Source organism: Actinomadura sp. J1-007 (genome assembly GCF_009793335.1).
Classification (GTDB): Bacteria; Actinomycetota; Actinomycetes; order Streptosporangiales; family Streptosporangiaceae; genus Spirillospora; species Spirillospora yumaensis.
Genome location: NZ_WING01000001.1, coordinates 1,543,915 through 1,560,221, shown reverse-complemented (window position 1 = coordinate 1,560,221; position 16,307 = coordinate 1,543,915). Strand labels below are relative to the sequence as shown.

At 75.2% G+C, this 16,307-nt stretch carries 17 protein-coding genes and 1 pseudogene; 11 read left to right on the top strand and 7 right to left on the bottom strand.

Annotation, left to right across the window (positions count from 1 at the left end):
• Window positions 1-135 precede the first annotated feature (135 nt).
• The 4 genes and pseudogenes from dapE (at window position 136) to GEV43_RS07045 (ending at window position 4,278) form a co-directional block, all read left to right on the top strand.
• A pseudogene (dapE, locus tag GEV43_RS07060) lies at window positions 136-1,208 on the top strand (succinyl-diaminopimelate desuccinylase).
• An 86-nt stretch (window positions 1,209-1,294) separates the two neighbouring features.
• The gene (locus GEV43_RS07055; protein WP_160819981.1) at window positions 1,295-2,101 is read left to right on the top strand and encodes a TIGR00730 family Rossman fold protein; all 807 of its coding nucleotides are present in this window, start codon (window positions 1,295-1,297) and stop codon (window positions 2,099-2,101) included.
• Window positions 2,101-2,691 (top strand): TIGR00730 family Rossman fold protein, encoded by a 591-nt coding sequence (locus tag GEV43_RS07050; protein WP_160819980.1) that lies wholly within the window; start codon window positions 2,101-2,103, stop codon window positions 2,689-2,691. Before GEV43_RS07055 ends, GEV43_RS07050 begins: the two co-directional genes overlap by 1 nt.
• A 270-nt stretch (window positions 2,692-2,961) precedes the next feature.
• Complete coding sequence (locus tag GEV43_RS07045) at window positions 2,962-4,278, top strand: alkaline phosphatase PhoX (protein ID WP_160819979.1); 1,317 nt, start codon at window positions 2,962-2,964, stop codon at window positions 4,276-4,278.
• A gap of 213 nt (window positions 4,279-4,491) precedes the next feature.
• Here the strand turns inward: GEV43_RS07045 and GEV43_RS49595 are convergent, their stop codons facing one another.
• A complete protein-coding gene (locus tag GEV43_RS49595) occupies window positions 4,492-4,659 on the bottom strand; it encodes a hypothetical protein (protein WP_241682821.1) in 168 nt (55 codons plus the stop codon).
• Between the two features lie 229 nt (window positions 4,660-4,888).
• Window positions 4,889-5,296, bottom strand: a complete 408-nt coding sequence (locus tag GEV43_RS07035; RefSeq protein ID WP_160819978.1) for a hypothetical protein — start codon at window positions 5,294-5,296, stop codon at window positions 4,889-4,891.
• 484 nt (window positions 5,297-5,780) lie between these two features.
• On the opposite strand from GEV43_RS07035, the gene GEV43_RS49590 reads away from it, so the two are divergent.
• A complete protein-coding gene (locus GEV43_RS49590; RefSeq protein ID WP_160819977.1) occupies window positions 5,781-6,212 on the top strand; it encodes an SRPBCC family protein in 432 nt (143 codons plus the stop codon).
• A gap of 83 nt (window positions 6,213-6,295) precedes the next feature.
• Window positions 6,296-6,871 (top strand): DNA-3-methyladenine glycosylase I, encoded by a 576-nt coding sequence (locus tag GEV43_RS07025; protein WP_160819976.1) that lies wholly within the window; start codon window positions 6,296-6,298, stop codon window positions 6,869-6,871.
• Between the two features lie 95 nt (window positions 6,872-6,966).
• On the opposite strand, the gene GEV43_RS07020 is transcribed toward GEV43_RS07025, so the two are convergent.
• From GEV43_RS07020 to GEV43_RS07005, 4 genes are read right to left on the bottom strand one after another with little or no spacing between them, the layout of a single operon-like run.
• Complete coding sequence (locus GEV43_RS07020) at window positions 6,967-7,716, bottom strand: ABC transporter permease (protein ID WP_160819975.1); 750 nt, start codon at window positions 7,714-7,716, stop codon at window positions 6,967-6,969.
• A 29-nt stretch (window positions 7,717-7,745) separates the two neighbouring features.
• The gene (locus GEV43_RS07015) at window positions 7,746-9,032 is read right to left on the bottom strand and encodes an ABC transporter permease (protein WP_160819974.1); all 1,287 of its coding nucleotides are present in this window, start codon (window positions 9,030-9,032) and stop codon (window positions 7,746-7,748) included.
• Window positions 9,029-9,547, bottom strand: coding sequence for a hypothetical protein (locus GEV43_RS07010; RefSeq protein WP_160819973.1), 519 nt, complete (start codon window positions 9,545-9,547; stop codon window positions 9,029-9,031). The genes GEV43_RS07015 and GEV43_RS07010 overlap by 4 nt, the downstream gene beginning before the upstream one ends.
• Before the next feature lie 5 nt (window positions 9,548-9,552).
• Window positions 9,553-10,308 carry an ABC transporter ATP-binding protein gene (locus GEV43_RS07005; protein WP_160819972.1) on the bottom strand — a complete coding sequence of 252 codons (756 nt, stop codon included), beginning with the start codon at window positions 10,306-10,308 and terminating at the stop codon, window positions 9,553-9,555.
• Between the two features lie 206 nt (window positions 10,309-10,514).
• Between GEV43_RS07005 and GEV43_RS07000 the strand changes: the two genes are divergently transcribed.
• The 5 genes from GEV43_RS07000 to GEV43_RS06980 are packed head-to-tail and all read left to right on the top strand — an operon-like array spanning window position 10,515 to window position 14,807.
• Window positions 10,515-10,862, top strand: coding sequence for a hypothetical protein (locus tag GEV43_RS07000; RefSeq protein WP_160819971.1), 348 nt, complete (start codon window positions 10,515-10,517; stop codon window positions 10,860-10,862).
• Complete coding sequence (locus GEV43_RS06995; RefSeq protein ID WP_160819970.1) at window positions 10,817-11,773, top strand: glycosyltransferase 87 family protein; 957 nt, start codon at window positions 10,817-10,819, stop codon at window positions 11,771-11,773. Before GEV43_RS07000 ends, GEV43_RS06995 begins: the two co-directional genes overlap by 46 nt.
• Window positions 11,758-12,861: a glycosyltransferase family 4 protein gene (locus GEV43_RS06990; protein WP_160819969.1), complete on the top strand. Its 1,104-nt coding sequence runs from the start codon at window positions 11,758-11,760 to the stop codon at window positions 12,859-12,861. Before GEV43_RS06995 ends, GEV43_RS06990 begins: the two co-directional genes overlap by 16 nt.
• Window positions 12,862-12,880: 19 nt before the next feature.
• Window positions 12,881-14,149, top strand: coding sequence for a sensor domain-containing protein (locus tag GEV43_RS06985; RefSeq protein ID WP_160819968.1), 1,269 nt, complete (start codon window positions 12,881-12,883; stop codon window positions 14,147-14,149).
• A gap of 4 nt (window positions 14,150-14,153) precedes the next feature.
• Window positions 14,154-14,807: a response regulator transcription factor gene (locus GEV43_RS06980; RefSeq protein WP_309239500.1), complete on the top strand. Its 654-nt coding sequence runs from the start codon at window positions 14,154-14,156 to the stop codon at window positions 14,805-14,807.
• 23 nt (window positions 14,808-14,830) lie between these two features.
• On the opposite strand, the gene GEV43_RS06975 is transcribed toward GEV43_RS06980, so the two are convergent.
• Complete coding sequence (locus tag GEV43_RS06975; RefSeq protein ID WP_160819967.1) at window positions 14,831-16,174, bottom strand: deoxyribodipyrimidine photo-lyase; 1,344 nt, start codon at window positions 16,172-16,174, stop codon at window positions 14,831-14,833.
• Window positions 16,175-16,307: the final 133 nt, after the last annotated feature.

Here is a 16,307-nt window from a genome sequence, read left to right as displayed (position 1 = left end):
TCCACCGGACGCGACCAGTGGACGGCGATCTCCAGCACAGGCATCTCCACGCCGCGATGATAGATCGGCCGCCTTGGGGACCGCTTGGGCCGCGAGGCCCGGGAACGGTCCCGGCCCGGCGTACGCTTGCTGCCCATGCGGCTCGATCTCTTCTCCGACGTGGCGGACCTGACAGCGGCGATCGTCGACATCCCATCGGTCAGCGGGAGGAGAAGCCCCTCGCCGACGCGGTGGAGGAGGCGCTGCGCGCGCTTCCGCACCTCGCGGTCGTCCGCGACGGCGACACGGTGGTCGCCCGCACCGCCCTCGGCCGTCCCGAACGCGTCGTGCTCGCCGGGCACCTCGACACCGTCCCGCTGAACGGCAACCTGCCGTCCCGCGTGGTGGGCGACCGGCTCTACGGCTGCGGAACCACCGACATGAAGAGCGGCGTGGCCGTCGCGCTGAAGCTCGCCGCCGCCGTGACCGAGCCCACCCGCGACCTGACGTACGTGTTCTACGAGTGCGAGGAGGTCGAGGCAGGGCGCAACGGCCTCAAGCGCCTCGCCGAGACCCGCCCCGAGCTGCTCGCGGGCGACTTCGCGGTGCTGATGGAGCCGACCGGCGGGCTCATCGAGGGCGGCTGCCAGGGAACGATGCGCGTCGACGTCAAGGCCACCGGCGCGCGGGCGCACAGCGCGCGCGCCTGGATGGGGTCCAACGCGATCCACGGAGCGGGCGCGATCCTCGACGTCCTGCGGGCGTACGAGCCGACCCGTCCGGTCGTGGACGGGCTGGAGTACCACGAGGGCCTGAACGCCGTGTTCATCTCCGGCGGCGTCGCGGGCAACGTCGTCCCGGACGAGTGCGTCGTCACCGTCAACTACCGCTTCGCGCCCGACAAGTCCCTGGCCGACGCCGAGGCGTACCTTCGGCGAACGTTCGACGGCTTCGAGGTGACCGTGACCGACGCCGCGTCCGGCGCCCGGCCCGGCCTGACCCACCCGGCCGCCGCCGCGTTCGTCGCGGAGAGCGGCGCCGAGGTCCGCGCCAAGCTCGGCTGGACGGACGTGGCGCGCTTCACCGAGCTCGGCGTCCCGGCCGTCAACTACGGGCCCGGCGAGCCCACCCTCGCCCACACCAAGGACGAGCACGTCGAGCTGCCCCTGATCGCCGACTGCGAGCGCCGGATGCTCGCCTGGCTCGCCGCCCCCGCCGGACCCGCCTGACCTCGCCCGGCGCCCGGCGGCGGCGCGCCGCCGGGCCCGCCGGAAATGGGACGTGGCCGCCGCGGGTCCCGGCTACGGTGAGGGTCATGACATCCGAAGTGAGCCCCCGTACGCGACGGCAGGGGCCCGCCACGCTGCGTGGAAGGGCCGTACCGCAGACGACCACCGACCAGCGGCTGCTCGACAGCCGCGGCCCGTCGGACTGGCTGCACGCCGACCCCTGGCGGGTGCTGCGGATCCAGGCCGAGTTCGTCGAGGGCTTCGGGCTGCTCGCCGAGCTGCCGAAGGCGGTCAGCGTGTTCGGCAGCGCCCGCACCAAGCCGGGCTCCGAGGAGTACGAGCTCGGCGTGGACATCGGCGCCCGGCTGCACGACGCCGGCTACGCGGTGATCACCGGCGGCGGCCCCGGGATCATGGAGGCGGCCAACAAGGGCTGCGACGACAACGGCGGCCTGTCGGTCGGGCTCGGCATCGAGCTGCCCTTCGAGCAGAAGCTCAACGACCACATCGACATCGGGCTGGAGTTCCGCTACTTCTTCGTCCGCAAGACGATGTTCGTCAAGTACAGCCAGGCGTTCATCGTGCTGCCCGGCGGGTTCGGGACGCTGGACGAGCTGTTCGAGGCGATCACCCTCGTCCAGACCGGGAAGGTCACCCGGTTCCCGATCGTGCTGGTCGGCACCGCGTTCTGGGGCGGGCTGATCGAGTGGATCCGCGCCACGATGCTGCCGTCGGGCAAGATCTCGCCCGAGGACATGGACCTGATCCACGTCACCGACGACCCCGACGAGGTCGTGCGGATCGTGGTCGACGCGCACCACCTGCACGAGCAGCGCCTCCAGGAGGAGGAGGCCGCCCGCGCCGCCGCCCGCGAGGCCGGGAACGGCAGCTGATGGGGCTCGCCGTCTGCGTGTTCTGCGCCTCCAGCACCAAGATCGACAAGATCCATGTGGACCTGGCCGCCGAGGCGGGCGCCGAGCTGGCCCGCCGCGGGCACAGCCTGGTCAGCGGCGGCGCGCAGGTGTCGTGCATGGGCGCGGTCGCCCGCGCCGCACGCGCCGGGGGCGCCCGCACCGTCGGGGTGATCCCCGAGGCGCTGGTCGACGTCGAGATCTCCGACGAGGCCAACGACGAGCTGATCGTCACCCCCGACATGCGGGCCCGCAAGGGCGAGATGGACCGCCGCAGCGACGCGTTCCTCGTGCTGCCCGGCGGCATCGGCACCCTGGAGGAGCTGTTCGAGATCTGGACGGCCCGCGTCCTCGGCATGCACGACAAGCCCGTCGTGATCCTCGACCCGACCGGGGTGTACGAGCCGCTGCGCGAGCTGATGAAGGGCCTCGCCGAGCAGGGCTTCGCACGCGCCAAGATCTTCGACGCGATCGGCTGGACCGAGTCCGTCGAGGAGGCGTTCGACCTGCTGGAGCGCTCCCAGCCGCGGATCCAGGCCACCCCCGAGGACTACGCCGAAGCCGAAATCTGACCCCCCGCCCCACCGCCCCGCTCCGGTGCCCAGCGCGTCCGCGCGCCCGCGCCGGGCCGTGGGGCGCGGGGCGGGCGAAACGTCGTCCCTAATCCTCCGCGCCGCTCGGTTGCTCGCGTGCGGACGGGGGCGGTCACGGGGGGTGACGGGGCGGCGGCGCGGCAAGGCGGATGTGTCCTGGGGGTTTGTCGGCGGTCCGCCGCTCGTTCACACGGGGTTCAGGGGGCCGGACGAGGCTCCGGCGTGATCCCCTTACGTGAAGGAGTCCTCATGTCCGTGTCCCGTCGCGGGGTTGTGAAGGGCGGCGCGGCCGGCGCCCTGTCGATCGCGCTGGCCGGCAGCCTCGACGCCGTCTTCCAGACCTCCGCGGGCGCCGACGCCGGCGAGGCGTACGGCTACGGCCCCCTCATCCCCGACCCGAAGGGCGTGCTCGACCTGCCCGAAGGCTTCTCGTACAAGACGCTGTCGGTGGAGGGCGCCCCGATCTCGTCCGGCGTGGTCGTCCCCGGCCACCACGACGGGATGGCGACGTTCCCCGGCAGCAAGCCCGACCGCACGCGGCTCGTGCGCAACCACGAGCAGTCGAACAACGGCACCCGCGCCGTCGCCCCGCCGGAGCTCACCTACGACCCCGCCGCGTGGGGCGGCACCACCACCCTGGAGGTGGACCGGAAGGGCGACCTGCTCTCGCAGTACGTGAGCCTCGCCGGCACCTCCACCAACTGCGCGGGCGGCCGTACCCCCTGGGGAACGTGGCTGACCTGTGAGGAGACCGAGGGGTTCGGCGCACAGACCAAGAGCCACGGGTGGGTGTTCGAGGTCGACCCGCACGGCAAGCGCACCAAGCCCGTCCCGCTGACCGGGCTCGGCCGCTTCGCGCACGAGGCCGTCGCGGTGGACCCGCACACCCTCACCGCCTACCTGACCGAGGACGCCGCCGGACCGTTCGGCCTGTTCTACCGGTTCCGGCCCCGGGCGCACCGCGGCGACTACCACGCCTACCTCCAGGGCGGACGGCTTGAGGCGCTGAACGTCCGCGGCGTCCCGGACCTGTCGCTCGTCCAGGAGCCGGGCACCAAGCTGCACTGCCGCTGGGTCGCGGTCCCTGACCCGTCGGCGGCCAAGACCTCCACCCGCAAGCAGTTCGACACGATCACGCGCAGCCAGAAGCTCGAAGGCGCCTGGTGGGGCCACGGCAAGGCGTACTTCGTGTGCAGCTTCTCGCACAAGTCCGACGGCGCCGCCGCCGACCACGCCGGGCAGGTCTGGACGTACGATCCGAACACCAACGAGATCGAGCTCCAGCTCGTGTTCAAGCCCGGCGGGCGCTTCGACGGCCCGGACAACATCACCGTCTCCCCGTACGGCGGCGGCGTGATCCTGGCCGAGGACGGCGACGGCGAGCAGTACCTCGTCGGCACGACCAAGAAGAACAAGCCGTTCGCCATGGCCCGCAACGCCCTGAACGGCAGCGAGTTCACGGGCGTGACGTTCTCGCCGGACGGGCGGATCCTGTTCGCCAACCGCCAGTCCGACCCGGGCGCCACGTTCGCCATCACCGGCCCCTGGGACCGCCTCCGAGGCTGAGCTCCGCCGAGCCCGTGCCACGCCCCTCCGGGGCACGGGCCCCCGGCCCGCCGTCACCCGCCCGGACGGCGGGCCTTCGCGCGTACGGGCGCCGGGCCTCGCCTGTACGGGCGGCGTTGCGCGGCGGGGCCTTCGCGCGTACGGGGCGTTCGTTGTCGTCGGCGGGTGCCGCGGTCGTCGAGCAGGCGCCCGAGCCCTCGCCCGGCGGGGCGGTCAGGCGAGGCCGCGCCGGGAGACCAGGGGTTGGCGGGTGCCCTCGATCGACGCGACCATGTCCAGGACCTGGCGCAACGCGGCCTCGTGGTCGTCCGGGGCGCGGAACACCCGCGCTCCGAGCCAGGCGTAGACGGACGCGGCGGCGAGCAGGCCGGCGTCGGGCACGTCCGGCCCGTCCGCCGTGAGGGTGACCAGGACGGGCGCGCCCCGGCCACCAGCTCCGCCACCCGGGCCGCCGGAGGGGCCGTTCCCGCGTCCGCCACCCCGGCGGGCACCGCCGCGTCCAGCGGCAGGACGCTCCGTTCACCTGAACCCATAACCCCTGATCGTGGCACGGCCGCGCCGGTGGAAGGTACGCGCGGCGGGCCGGAACCCCGCGGCGGGACCGGGGCGTTCACGGGGGAGGAGGACCCGCCGGGGCGAACGCACGGCCCCGATCGTGGCACGATCGTCCTGCGGAGACTCCGCGGCGCGCAGGTGCCGCGGTGCGGAGACGCGGACAGATCGGAGCTTGATCGTGGTTGTGGTGCTCGTCCTGGCCGGGGTGGCCGTGCTGGGCGCCGTCGTGGCCCTCGCCATGGGCAGGGGCGGCGAACTGGCCGAGCCGCAGCCCGACCATCCGCCGCTGCCGCTCGGGGACCCGATCACCGGCGCCGACGCCGCGCTGCTGCGGCTCCCGCAGTCCCTGTGGGGATACCGCAAGGACATCACCGACGAGGCCGTTCACCGGCTCGCCTACGCCCTGGCCGAACGGGACGCGCGGATGGCGCTGCTCGAACGGCGGCTCGACGACCTGCGCCACCGCCTGGGCGAGACCGAGGGCCTGCCGGGCGCGTTCCCCCCGGACACCGGCACGTGGACGTTCGGCGCCCTGGACGGCCTGCACACCGCCACAGCCGCCGCCCTGGCCGCCCCCGCGCCCGTTCCCCTTGCCGAGGAGCCGCCCGCCGCCCCGCACGCGGAGGCTCCCGTGGAGGCCGCGGCCACACCCGCTGGCACGGAGGCCGCAGACGCCACGGAGAACGCGATCGGAGCCACAGCGGCACGACCGGCGACTGAGCCCGGCCACGCGGACGCGCTCGGCGGTGCGGAAGGCGCGCCCGCGGGCGGGAACGGTGCGACGCGGGTCGGGGCGGCGGGGAGCAGGACGACGGGGACGAGGCGGAGCTGTTCGAGGACGACCCGGTGGAGCTGCCCGAGCCGGAGCCGGAGGAGACCACCGATCCGGTGCGGACGCCTCGGCGTCCGCGGCCCGTCGGGCTGGTCAAGGAGAGGAAGGACCGGCCGTGAGCGCCGTCGCCGTGCACGCCGAGGCCGTCGCGGACGCCCCGGCGGAGAGGCTGTTCGCCGTGCTGACCGACTGGCCGCGGCACGCCGAGTGGATGCCGTTCACCCGGGCCGAGGGCGGGCACGAGGAGGGCGCGGAGCTGGAGGCATGGACGGGCGTCGGCCCCGTCGGCTTCCTGGACACCATGGTGATCACCGACTGGCGGCCCGGACGGCGGGTCGCGGTCCGGCACACGGGCCGGGTGGTGCGCGGGGAGGCGTGGTTCCGGGTCGATCCGCTGCCGGACGGCCGCAGCCGCGTCATGTGGGCCGAACGGGTCGACCTGCCGTTCGGCGTGCTCGGCCGCGCGGGCTGGACGGTCGCCGGGCCGGTCGTCCGCGCGTTCATGGCCCTCGGCCTCCGCCGCCTGGCGCGCCTCGCCTCGGCCTGACCCGCCCCGGCGCGGGTCGGGCGGACGGCCGGGAGGGATGCGGTACGGCCGGAGTTGTCCGAGGTATGAGGTAGAACGGGCCGGTGAGCACCGCGATTCTCGGCGACGACGGGCTGGCCCGATGCCCGTGGGGAGTGTCGGCCCCCGACTACGTCGCCTACCACGACGAGGAATGGGGCCGTCCGGTCAGGGACGACCGGGGCCTGTACGAGCGGCTCTGCCTGGAGGCGTTCCAGTCGGGGCTGTCCTGGCTGACGATCCTGCGCAAGCGGGAGGGGTTCCGCGCGGCGTTCGCCGGGTTCGACCCGGAGAAGGTCGCCGCGTTCGGGCCGTCCGACGTCGAACGGCTGATGCTGGACGCCTCGATCGTCCGCAACCGGGCCAAGATCGAGGCGGCGGTCGCCAACGCGCGGGCGGCGCTCGACCTGCCCGGCGGCCTCGCCGCGACCGCCTGGCGCTACGCCGACCCCGACGCCCCCGCCCGCGCCGACACGGCCGACGTCCCCGCGTCCACCGACGGCTCCAAGGCCCTCGCCAAGGAACTGAAGAACAACGGCTTCCGCTTCGTCGGCCCGACCACGGCGTACGCGCTGATGCAGGCGTGCGGCCTCGTCGACGACCACCTCCTCGACTGCCACCGCCACGGCGCCTACCGCTGACCCCCGCCGGGGCCTGCGGTGGGGGCCTGGCGGGGCCGAGGGGCTCGCCGCGTCGCCGTTCCATCACGGGTGGGCGCGGAGGGGCCGGCCGTGGGTCATTCGGCCTTGGCCGCCTCCAGCACCGGTACCCCGGCGGCGCGGCGGGCCGGGAGGGCCGAGGTGGCGAGCGTCACGAGCGCGGCCCCGGCCGTGACCAGGACCGGCAGCCACCACGGCGCGTGCGGGCGGAGGAACGAGCTGCCCGAGGCCGCGTACATCAGCGCCACCGTGCCGACGGCGGTGGCGAGGCCGAGGAACGTCCCGAGCAGGACGACGGTCGCGGCCTCCCAGCGGACGATCGAGCGGATCTGCGCCGCCGTCGCGCCGACCGCGCCGAGCAGCCCGAACTCGCGGGTGCGTTCGCTGACGCTCATCGAGACGGTCGTCGCCATCCCGAACAGCGCGAGCACGAGCGACATGCCGATGAAGCCGTAGATCACGCTGAGGCCGTTGGTCATCGCGCGGGACGCGTGCCTGACGTACGCCGAGCGGTCCATGACCTTCGCGCCCGGCACGCCCGCGACGGCCCGTTCGAGGTCGCGCGCCGTTCCGCCGCGGACGAGGACGGCGCGCGTCTCCGCGTCCGGGTCGATCCGGTCCATCGTGGCGGGCGAGACGAGGGCGCCGTCGGCGAAGACGTGCGACGGGTCGTGGTAGATGCCCGCGATGCTCAGCGTGACGCGGCCGCGCGTCCCCTTGACGACGATCTTCTGGCCGCGCTTGAGGCGCTGCTTGTTCGCGATCGCGGAGGTGACGCCGACCTCGCCGGGCCCGAGCGGGCGCAGGCGCCCGCCGAGCCGCATCATCGAGGACAGCCCGGTCTGGTCGGCGCCCGTCAGCGAGAGGTAGAGCGGTTCGGGCTCCTCCCCGGGGACGGGCGGCGCGGCGGGGGCGAGACGAGCTTGGCGTCCGAGGCGGTCAGCGCGGTCGCCTTCGCGACGCCGGGCGCCCGCGCGATCTTGTCGGCGGTGTCGCGGGGCAGCGGCACGGGCCCGTTGGACGTCTTGCCCGTGGTGGTGACGGCGTGCTCGGCCCGCATCACCTTCGTCCCGGCCTCGTCGAACCGGGCGTTCGCCGACAGCACGATCAGCGCGGTCGCCGAGACCAGCGCGACGCCGAGCATCAGCGACGACGCGGCGGACGACACGCGGCGCGGGCTGCGGGTGATCGTGGCGCGGGCGAGCCGTCCGGCCTCGCCGCTGACCGCGTGCCCGATCCGCCCGACCAGGCCGCCGAGCGGGCCGACGAAGAACGGCGCGAGGACGGCGAGCGCCGAGACCGTCACCATCGAGCCCATGAGGATCAGAATCATCGTGCCGATGGTGCGGTCCTCGCCCGACTCCTCGGCCCTGATCGCGAAGACCGGGCCGTAGAACATCCAGGCGCACGCGAACACCGCGAACGCCGCCGCGAGCCGCGGCCACCGGCGGCCCTCCGCCTCGGCGGTGGTGGCGCGCAGCGCCTCCATGGGCGCGATCCGCGCGGCCCGGCGCGCCGCCCGCCACGCGGCGAGCTGCGTCACGGCGACCCCGGCGGCGGCGGGGATCGCGAGCGCGACCCACCCGAACTGCGCGTCCGCGGCGCTGATGTCGAACCCGTCCCGCGCGAACAGCGACGTCAGCACCGCCGACACCGGGTAGCCGAACAGCACCCCGCCGATCGACGCGACCACGCCGAGCACCAGCGCCTCCAGCCGGATCAGCGCCTTGATCTGCCGGGGCGTCGCGCCGATCGCGCCGAGCAGCGCGAGCCGCCGGGTGCGCTGGCGGACGAGCGTGCCGAACGTGTTGGCCACCACGAACAGCCCCACGAACACCGCGACCGACGCCAGCATCCCGATCGCGCCCCCGACGGACGCGCCCGCGCCCTGGAGCTCGGCGGACTGCGCGTCCTGGACCGACCGCGCCGTCCGCACCGTCGCGGCGTCCTTGCCGAGGTCGCGGGCCAGGTCGCGCTTGAGCCGCTGGGGCGTGACGCCCGGCGCGGCCTTGACCCACACGGTCTGCCACGTCCCGGCGGGCAGCCCCGCCGCCTGCCGTACGGTCTCGGGCGGCGCGAGGATCAGGTCGCCGGCCGCGACGGAGCTGTGCCCCTGAACGGTCACGACCCCGACGACCTTCACGTCGCGGGTCTGCCGGGGAGCAGCACCTTCATGGACGAGCCGGTCTTCAGATGCCCGGCCCGCGCGACGTGCCGCAGGACGGCGACCTCGCCGTCGGCGGCGGGAGCGCGTCCGGACTCCAGCTTGTACGGGTTCAGCCGCGGGTCGCCGACCCACGGGCGCAGCAGCGTGCGGGCGCCGCCGGGCGGCACGATCGTCCCCTTGCGGCCGGCGGCCGTCACGTACACCGCGGCGTCCCCGGCCGCCGCCGCGACGCCGGGCCGCCCGGCGATCCGGTCGGTCCGCACCCGGCCGTCGGGCGCGGCGTAGACGTCGTCGGGGTCCGCGGACCCGCCCTGGACGAGCACGTCCGCGCGGGAGTACTCGCTGGCGTCGCTGCCCGACATCGCCTCCTGCGCCCGCAGCGCGAACTGGAGCGATCCGGCGATCAGCCCCACCGAGAACAGCGCGGCGAGCATGGTCGCGATGAGCCGTACCCAGCCTTCGGCGAACGACCGGCGCGCGATGAGCCACACGGGTATCAGCCCTCCATCCGGCGCATGCGCTCGTGGACCTGGTCGATCGTCGGCGCGGGCAGCTCGTCCACGATGAGGCCGTCGGCGAGGAACAGGACCCGGTCGGCGTAGGCGGCGGCGACGGGGTCGTGGGTGACCATGATCACTGTCTGCCGGTAGGCGTCCACCGCCCCGCGCAGGAAGCCGAGGACCTCGGCGCCGGCGCGGGAGTCGAGGTTGCCGGTCGGCTCGTCGGCGAACAGCACCTCGGGCCGGGTGAGCAGTGCGCGTGCGACCGCGACGCGCTGCTGCTGCCCGCCCGACAGCTCGGTCGGCCGGTGCCGGAGCCGCTGCCGCAGCCCGAGCGCGTCCACGATGGCGTCGAACCACTCGCGGTCGGCGCGGCGTCCGCCGAGTCGTCCGGTGAGGCGGATGTTCTCCTCGGCGGTGAGCATCGGCAGCAGGTTGAACGACTGGAACACGAATCCCAGGCGGTCTCGCCGGAGTTTGGTGAGTTTCGTTCGCGAGAGCCCGGTGATGTCGACTCCGCCGATCAGGACCCGTCCGGAGGTGGCGGTGTCCAGGCCGGCCAGGCAGTGCAGGAACGTCGACTTCCCCGACCCGGACGGCCCCATGATCGCGGTGAACTGACCCCGCGGGAACACCGCCGACACGCCCCGCAGCGCGGCGACCGCCCCGTCCCCCTGCCCGTACGACTTGGTCAGCTCCGCCGCCACGGCGACGTGGTCGACGACGGGCGGCGCGGCGGATGTCTGTGTCATGCCTCAAGCCAACCGCCCGGACCCCGCCGCCCACACTGGCGCGCCCCGGAGGACCCGAGGTAGGGGCAGCCCCACTACGGCCGGATGGAGAACGGGAGTAGACCTGGCCCTACCCCGGGTCGGCGGTCCGGTCTACAGACCCGGGGCGTCCCGCCGCGATTGCCTGAACGAGCGAGAAACCGCAGTTCAGACGATGACGGAACGGGGTGACCACGACCGTGGCGGCGCTTCGAGAGACACCACCGGTCCGACCGGCGGGCCCGGCCCGCGCCACCGGCCCGACCCGCCCGGCGATCCGTCGCGCGACGCCCCGCACGGTGCGGGTGGCCGGGGGCGCGGGGGCCTGGCTGTACGGGGGGTCGGCGGTGTTCGCCGCAGGGACGGCGGCCGTGACGCACCTCGGGCCGCACCGCGTGTGGGGGCAGATCGCGGCCGTCGCGTACGGGCTCGGGGCGCTGGCCGCGGTGACGGGCCGGGGACGGCGGCGTCCGGACGCGGTGGCGTGGGGGTGGCGTTCGGGGCCGTGCTCGTGCCGCTGGCGGTGCTGGTGCTGAACGGCTGGGCGCAGCCCGAGGTGGGAGTGGTCGAACGGGCGGGCGCCAGGCTGTGGGAGCACGGGACGCCGTACCTGGGGCCCGATGACCTGCACGGCGGGTACGAGGCGTACAACCCGTACCTCCCCGGCATGGCGCTGCTCGGAATCCCGGACGCGCGGCTCGTGTTCGGCGCTGTGCTGGTCGGGGCCCTGGCGCTGGCGGGCCCGTGCCGCGGCCCGGTGGGGCAGGGCCGAGGGACAGCGGGACCGGTCGCCTCGCCGCCGGCGGCGATGGCGGCGGTGGCGGCGCTGGTCGCCTCGCCGGTGGTGGCGCTGCCGATGGCGGTCGGCGGCGACGACCTGCCGGTGATCGGGCTGGTGTGCCTGGGGCTGTCCCTGGCCGGGCGCGGCCGGGACGGCGCGGCCGGGCTCGTGCTCGGGCTGGCGGGCACGCTCAAGGCGACCGCCTGGCCCGCGCTGGCCGTGTGCCTGGTGCTGGTCGCGGTACGGCGCGGGCGGGCGCGGAGGTACGCGGGCGCGGCCGGGGGCGTCCTCGCGCTGGGGGTGCTCGTGCCGTTCGCCGTCGATCCGAGCGGCTTCGTGGAGAACGCGGTGCGGTTCCCGCTGGGGCTCGCCGGGGCGGCCTCGCCCGCCGACTCGCCGCTGCCCGGTCGGCTGCTCGCGGAACTCGGGCCGTACGGGCACGCGGCGGCGCTGGCCGCGCTGGGCGCCGCCGCCGCGGGGATGGCGGTGTGGCTCTTCGCGCGGCCGCCCCGCGACGTGCGGGCCGCCGCGTACAGGATCGCGGTGGGGCTGGCGCTCGCCACGGCGCTGATGCCCGCGAGCCGTTGGGGCTACCTGGTGTACCCCGCCGTGCTGGGCGTGTGGGCCCGGCTGCGCCGCGAGGAGGAACTGTGCCTCGCTGCCTGATCATCACCAACGATTTCCCGCCCCGCAAGGGCGGCATCGAGACGTTCGTGTACGAGGTGGCGCGGCGTTTTCCGGAAGGCGAGGCCGTCGTTTATACGTCGGCTGAGGCGGGTGGCGCGGAATTCGACGCCGGGCTGCCTTTTCCGGTGATTCGGGACCGTTCTCGGACGCTGTTGCCGACAAAGCGCGTCGAACGGCGCGTGCGGGAACTCGTCGCGTTTTACGGGTGCGATTCGGTGTGGTTCGGCGCCGCCGCCCCGCTGGGCCTGCTGGCGGGCCGGGTGGGCGTCCCGTCGGTCGCCACCACGCACGGGCACGAGGTCTGGTGGGCGGGCGTTCCGGGCGCCCGCCGGGTCCTGCGCCGCATCGGCGAACGGGCCGACGTGGTGACCTGTCTGGGCGGGTTCACGCGGGCGCGGATCGCGGCGGCGATGGGTCCGGGCGTGGAGCTGGCACGGCTCGTTCCGGGCGTTGATTCGGATGTTTTCCGGCCGGATCTCGACGGTTCGAGCGTACGGGAGCGTTACCGGCTGGGTGATCGTCCGGTCGTTCTCAGCGTTTCCAGGTTGGTCCGCCGGAAGGGACAGGATCGGCTGATCCGCGCCATGGCGGAGGTGCGCGAGGAGATTCCGGGAGCGACGCTCCTCGTCGTCGGCTCGGGGCCCGAGGAATTCTGGCTGCGCGGCCTCGCGCGCGACGGGGTCGTCTTCGCGGGCGGGGTTCCGCACGCCGAGCTGCCGCCGTTCTACGCGGCGGCCGACGCGTTCGCGATGCCGTGCCGGACGCGCCGCCTCGGGCTGGAGGCGGAGGGCCTCGGCATCGTGTTCCTGGAGGCCGCGGCGGCCGGGCTGCCCGTCCTCGCGGGCGACTCGGGCGGCGCGCCGGACGCCGTGCGCGACGGCGTGACGGGCCGCGTCGTGGACCCGTCGTCCGTCTCCGGGATCGCGCGGGCCGTCGTCCAACTGCTGAACGCCCCGGAGATGGGCGCGCGCGGGCGCGCGTGGGTACGGGACGAGTGGTCCTGGGACGGCACGTACCTGCGGCTCCGTCACCTGCTGGCCCGCGCGTCTCGTACGGTCGGGGCATGAGGACGGGGGACGGCGGGGCATGAGGACGGGGGACACGGTCTGGCGCGCGATGGCCGGGAACCCGGTGCGGTTCCTGCTGTCGCCGTGGCCGTGGCGCTCGCTCGCCTACCTGGCGTCCGGCCCGTTCACCGGGGTGGCCTGGCTGCTCGCGGCGGCCGCCCTGCTCGGGCTCGGAGTGGTCCTCACACCGGTCGTGGTCGGGGTCTTCCTGCTGGCGTGCCTGCCGCTGTCGGCGATGGTGTTCGCGGCGGCGGAACGCCGGCGGCTGCGCCTGGTGGACCGGCGTCCCGCGCCGTCCCCGCACGGCGAGCCCCGGCAGACCGGCGTGCTGCCCTGGGCGCGGTACCGGCTCGGAGAGGCCGCCACCTGGCGCGAGCTCGGCTACGCGCTCCTCGCCGCGCTGCTCACCGCCGTGGACGTCGCCGTGCCGTTCGTCCTGCTCGTCGGGGCGGCGGCTCCGGCGTCCGCGCCGGTGTACCTCGCGCTGGGCGACCCGGTCGTCTTCGGCCCGGACGTGACGATCGACCGGCAGGAGACCGCGTGGCCCGTCGCGGCCGTCGGCCTGCTTCTGCTGGTGCTCGCGCTGTACGTCCTCACCGCCCTCGCCGGGGCGCGGGCGGCGCTGGCGCGGGCGCTGCTCGTCCGCCCCGCCGAGGAGGAGCTCGGCGAACGGCTCATCGCGGTCCGCGCGTCCCGCGCCCGGATGGCCGACGCGTTCGAGGCCGAGCGCCGGAGGATCGAGCGCGACCTGCACGACGGCGCGCAGCAGCGGCTCACCGGCCTGATCATGACGCTCGGCCTCGCCGGGATGGACGCGGCCGGGTCCGCGGAGCTGATCGACCGGGCGCGCGGGGAGGCGCGGGCGGCGCTGGAGGAGCTGCGCGACCTGGTGCGCGGCATCCACCCGTCCGTGCTGACCGACCGGGGCCTGCGGGCCGCGGTGGAGTCCCTCGCCGAACGGTCCCCGGTCCGCGTGGAGGTGGACGTCGAGCTGCCCGGACGGCCGCCGGAGGGCGTCGAGTCCGCCGCGTACTTCGTGATCGCCGAGGCGCTCGCCAACGTCGCCAAGCACAGCGGCGCGACCGTCGCGACGGTGACGGCCCGCCGGGACGGCGCGGCGCTGCTGCTGCGGATCCGCGACGACGGCCGCGGCGGCGCGGCGGTCGAGGGCGGCGGCGGGCTCCAGGGCCTCGCCGACCGGGTCGCGGTCTACGACGGGACGGTCCGGCTGTCCAGCCCGGAGGGCGGTCCTACGATGCTGCGGGTGGAGATTCCGTGCGAGTGGTGATCCCGTGCGAGTGGTGATCGCCGAGGACTCGGTGCTGCTGCGCGAGGGCCTGAGCCAGATCCTCGACCGTTCCGGCCACGAGGTGGTCGCGGCCGTCGCCGACGCGCCCGGCCTCGCGGACGCGGTCGCCGCGCACGCGCCCGACGTCGTCGTCACCGACGTGCGGATGCCGCCCGGCTTCCGCGACGAGGGCCTGCGCGCCGCCCTCGCCCTGCGCGAGGAGCGCCCCGGCCTGCCCGTCCTCGTGCTGTCGCAGTACGTCGAGCAGTCGTACGCGGCCGACCTGCTCCAGACCGGCGGCGGCGTCGGCTACCTGCTGAAGGACCGCGTCGGCGAGGTCGCCGAGTTCCTCGACGCGCTCGGCCGCGTCGCGTCCGGCGGCACGGTCATCGACCCGGAGGTGGTGCGGCGGCTGCTCGCCCGCCGCCGCGACGGCACCCCGCTGGACCGCCTCACGGCCCGCGAGCGCGAGGTGCTCGCGCTGATGGCCGAGGGCCGCTCGAACGGCGCGATCGCCCGGAGCCTCGTCGTCTCGGAGGCCGCCGTGATCAAGCACGTCGGCTCCATCTTCACCAAGCTCGACCTGCACCGGACGCCGGACGACCACCGCCGCGTCCTCGCCGTCCTCACCCACCTCCGCACCCCGCCCCCGCCCTGACCACCCGCCCGCCGAACCGGGTCTCACGGCTCGGGGTCGAGGATCGGGGCCGGGTAGGGGAGGGCGCGCCGGTCCTCCGGGGGCAGCCGCCACGGCGCGTGGGCGTCCCGCGCGTCCAGCCCGGCCAGTTCGGGCACGTACCTGCGGACGTACGCGCCGTCGGCGTCGAAGCGGGCGGCCTGGCGCAGCGGGTTCAGCACCCGGTTGGGACGGGTGTCGTTGCCGGTGCCCGCGACCCACTGCCAGTTCCCGGCGTTGTCGGCCACGTCGCCGTCGGTGAGCCACGCGCCGAAGTGGGCGAGCCCGTGCCGCCAGTCCACGCGCAGGTTCCGGGTGAGGAACGAGGCGGAGATCATCCGGGCCCGGTTGTGCATCCAGCCCTCCCGGCGGAGCTGCCGCATCCCGGCGTCCACGATGGGCAGCCCGGTGCGGCCCTCCCGCCACGCGTCGAGCGCGTCCGCGTCGTCGTGCCAGCGCCGGTCGCGCGGACGGTAGTCGCGGCGGCCGATGTCGGGGAACGCGGCGGTGACCTGGTGGTGGAAGTCGCGCCAGGCGAGCTGGCGGACGAACGGCTCGCCGCCGGGCCGTCCCCGCGCCGCCGCGGCCAGCTCCAGCGGCGACACGCACCCGAACCGCAGGTACGCGCTCAGGCGGGACGTGCGGTCGCCGGCGAGGTCGTCGTGCCCGTCGCCGTACCCGGGCAGGCCCTCGTCCAGCCAGCGCCGCATCCGCTCGCGCCCCGCGGCCTCCCCGCCCGCGAGCAGGTCCGGCGAGGCGCCCGCGGCGAACTTCTCCGCCACCACGTCCAGCTCCACGTGCCCGTCCGGGCATCGCCGGTCGGTCAGGCCGTCGGCGGGCGGGGGTGCCACGCGGTCCGGGAGCGCGGCGGCGGGACGTCGCGGCGCGGCCTCCCAGGCCCGCCAGTACGGGGTGAAGACCTTGTAGTGGTCGCCGCCCGCCGGGGCCAGGGCGCCCGGCGGGACGACCGTCGCGCCCGGCAGGGCGGACACGCCGATCCGCGCCGCCTCGCATTCGCGCTCCAGCCGGGCGAGCCGCCGCGCCGCGTACCGGGACACGTCGCCGGACAGGAACACCGCCTGCGCCCCGGCTCGTCCGGCGACCCGGACGGTCTCCGCCACCGGGTCGCCGCGCCGCAGCAGCAGCCCGCCGCCGAGCGCGCGGAGCGACCCGTCCAGATCCCGGAGGGCATCCACCAGGAAACGCACGCGGTTGGGCGACGCGGGCAGCAGAGCCTCGTCGAACACGAACATCGGCACGACGTGCCGCGCGGCGGCGCAGGCGGCGGCCAGGGCGGGGTTGTCGTGCACCCGGAGGTCGCGGGTGAAGAGCATCACAGCGGTGTCCATACCTGCGCCCCGCCTTCCCTTGATCCTTACCGGTTCCCAGGCATAGGGGGACGGGCGGCGAGGGGCAACCGCGGACGGGCAAAGATCACGCCCGGATCGGGGCACCTCGAAGCCCCGCTCGGCACCGCAAGGC

Excerpts from the sequence above, each read along its gene's own strand:
- GEV43_RS07055 (WP_160819981.1), top strand. The coding sequence starts at position 1,295 with ATGACATCCGAAGTGAGCCCCCGTACGCGACGGCAGGGGCCCGCCACG.
- GEV43_RS07050 (WP_160819980.1), top strand. The coding sequence starts at position 2,101 with ATGGGGCTCGCCGTCTGCGTGTTCTGCGCCTCCAGCACCAAGATCGAC.
- GEV43_RS07045 (WP_160819979.1), top strand. The coding sequence starts at position 2,962 with ATGTCCGTGTCCCGTCGCGGGGTTGTGAAGGGCGGCGCGGCCGGCGCC.
- GEV43_RS07020 (WP_160819975.1), bottom strand. The coding sequence starts at position 7,716 with ATGATGCGGCTCGGCGGGCGCCTGCGCCCGCTCGGGCCCGGCGAGGTC.
- GEV43_RS07005 (WP_160819972.1), bottom strand. The coding sequence starts at position 10,308 with ATGACACAGACATCCGCCGCGCCGCCCGTCGTCGACCACGTCGCCGTG.
- GEV43_RS06985 (WP_160819968.1), top strand. The coding sequence starts at position 12,881 with ATGAGGACGGGGGACACGGTCTGGCGCGCGATGGCCGGGAACCCGGTG.
- GEV43_RS06975 (WP_160819967.1), bottom strand. The coding sequence starts at position 16,174 with ATGGACACCGCTGTGATGCTCTTCACCCGCGACCTCCGGGTGCACGAC.